Source organism: Streptomyces sp. NPDC048441, from assembly GCF_043200235.1.
In the GTDB taxonomy this organism is placed as follows: Bacteria; Actinomycetota; Actinomycetes; order Streptomycetales; family Streptomycetaceae; genus Streptomyces.
This window is the reverse complement of the sequence record NZ_JBICXM010000031.1, coordinates 1-2,368: the sequence shown is the minus strand read 5'-3', so window position 1 is coordinate 2,368 and position 2,368 is coordinate 1. Positions and strand designations below refer to the sequence as shown.

The 2,368-nt window shown below is 68.1% G+C and carries 3 protein-coding genes; 2 read left to right on the top strand and 1 reads right to left on the bottom strand.

The genetic code is table 11. The annotated features are described in order from the left end of the window. Positions 1-186 (top strand): hypothetical protein (locus tag ACGFSB_RS37385; RefSeq protein ID WP_393409041.1); only part of this gene is annotated, 186 nt, incomplete at its 5' end. Here ACGFSB_RS37385 and ACGFSB_RS37380 read toward each other — a convergent pair. Next, the gene (locus tag ACGFSB_RS37380) at positions 183-1,214 is read right to left on the bottom strand and encodes a hypothetical protein (protein WP_393409038.1); all 1,032 of its coding nucleotides are present in this window, start codon (positions 1,212-1,214) and stop codon (positions 183-185) included. The genes ACGFSB_RS37385 and ACGFSB_RS37380 overlap by 4 nt on opposite strands. A gap of 474 nt (positions 1,215-1,688) precedes the next feature. Here ACGFSB_RS37380 and ACGFSB_RS37375 point away from each other — a divergent pair. Further along, a partial coding sequence (locus ACGFSB_RS37375; protein ID WP_393409036.1) for an IS5 family transposase occupies positions 1,689-2,368 on the top strand: 680 nt, incomplete at its 3' end.

Below are 2,368 nucleotides of genomic sequence, written 5' to 3'. Positions count from 1 at the left end.
CGGTGCAGTCACCCCAGCCCGCCCCGCCCGCCAGCCCTCCGGCCCGCCCCGGCCTCACCCCACGCGGACGGGGATGAGCAACGCGCACGGCGCCAGGCCGTCCCCTACTGGGAGATTGGACGGTCGCCGGGCCCGGGCGGTGCCGGCGACCTGGTCCTCGACGCTGCGCAGGTCCTCGTCCCCTAGGGAGCCGCAGGGAGTTGCAGGGAGTTGCAGTCATGTCGCTCGGCCGCCCGCTTGGCGAATGCGACCAATGCGGCTCGCGCGAACGACGGATCGCCGGACGTGCCGCTCTGCGGGCTGATCTGGAACAGGGCGCGGGGCCCGTCTCCCGGACAAGCGGCGCTCGCCCAGAAGAATTCCCCGGCTTCCCCACCGCCACCGGCCGACTTCTCGGTCAGGTCGCTGTGCAGGCTGTCATTGCGCTCGCGCTGGGCAAAGGGACCGAACGAGGCTTCCAGACGATAGCCGTCATCGGTGTCCGCCTCGTCCAGCAGACACGTCGCGAGTGGCGCGAGCCGGTCCGCAGGGGTCTCTGTGATCGTGTCGATCCTCTTGTTGCGCGTCCACGGCACCCCGGCGCAGGTGCCGTCGGCCTCCTGCGGCGTTGAGGAGCCTGACGCAGGGTCGACGACCTCTAGCCGGGCACCTGGCTTGCTCTCGCAGCCCCAGCGGTCGGCAGCGTTGACGGCGGTCGCGGCCGTCAGCTCGGCCACTCTTCGACTCACGCTCTTGTCGGGTTCCTCCTCGGTGAGCTGCGCGGTGGCAGCGATCGCGTGGGCGCGGTTGGTGCAGGGAAGAACGACCGTGGTGTTTACGCCGTCGGTGACGCCCCGCCAGCCCCCGCCCATCGGTGTGGGCAGCGCTTCCGCGCGCAGCCTCGGGAGATAGAACCTCAGGTCGTCGGCGGAGCCGGTCGGAATACGTGCGGTGGTGATGACGATGTCCATGCTTTTGATCCAGCAGAAGTCCCACCCCTGCTTGGGCGTGCCCTCCGCAACGTCGTGGGGCAGGCCCGTGGCCGGATCGGACGGGAGGCCAGTGAGGGCCACGGTCTCCTCGTAGGGCAGTACACCGCCGCAGTACGACTGGAGTCTGTCCTCGTAGCGCCAGCGCTTGCCGGTGTCGCTCAGGCGGTACCAGCCATAGCCGCCGAGCAACGCCAGCACCACCGCCAGCGCGACGACCCATACCCAGCGACGTATTCCCCGCACCCTTTGCCCCCGTGATCGATCAGTTGCCGCACCCTGCTCCCCGGGCTGTCACGCTCGATAACGAGCTTCCAGGGGTCTTGCTCGCGCGACCCACTGTACGTACGTGCACCGGTTGCTTCGGCCGGCAGCAGCCAGGTCGGGGCCCTGATCGGACTTGCTGCGGTCGGGTTTCGCCGTGACGGCGATCAGTGCTTGCCCTGGCCGCCACCAGATCGCTGGCGACGAGGAACAAGTCAGGCCAAAACTGATCGTAAGTGACGGACCGCTGACAGCTGCTGAAGTAGGACGGGCTTTGTGGTGCACCGGCGACACCTGATCTCCCTGGTGCCCTAGACACCTCATTGGGCGGTTCGTGACCCTATGAGTGTTTTTGGTGTCACCTGATGGTGTGGGCGAAGCGGGAACGTTCCGGTCTGGTGGCGGTGGCCTGCTGGAATCGGTGGGGTGAGTGAACGCTAGCCGTACCAGAGCGACTTGTCCGACGAGCAGTGGGTGTTGATCGAGCCGGTGCTCGCGGCCTGGAAGAACCGGCACCGTTCCGTGAGCGGTCACCAGGGCCGCTATCCGATGCGGGAGATCGTGAACTCGATCCTCTACCAGTCCCGGACCGGCTGTCAGTGGGCTCTGCTGCCGAACGACCTGCCGCCGAAGAGCGCGACGTATTACTACTTTGCCGCCTGGCGGGACGACGGCACCGACCGGCAGATCCATGAACTCCTTCGCTGCCAGGTGCGGGAGCGGAACCGGCGATTAGAGGACCCGACCCTGGTGATCCTGGACACCCAGAGTGTCCGTGCGGCCACCGGGGTCCCCGCGGTCACGACGGGCAAGGACGCCGCGAAACGTGTGTCCGGCCGTAAGCGGGGACTGGCCGTGGACGTCCTCGGCCTGGTCATCGCGGTCACCGTGGTGGCCGCGAGTGTCCACGACAACGCGGCCGGCATCGCGCTGCTCGACCAGGTCGTCGTCGCGGCCGGCGGCTCGGTCAGCAAGGCCCTGGTCGATCAGGGCTTCAAGAACCAGGTCGTCACGCACGGGGCCGCCCTCGGCATCGACGTCGAGATCGTCCGGCGCAACCCTGAGGAGCGGGGATTCGTTCCGCAGCCGAGACGGTGGCGGGTGGAGCAGACGTTCGGGACTCTGATACTGCACCA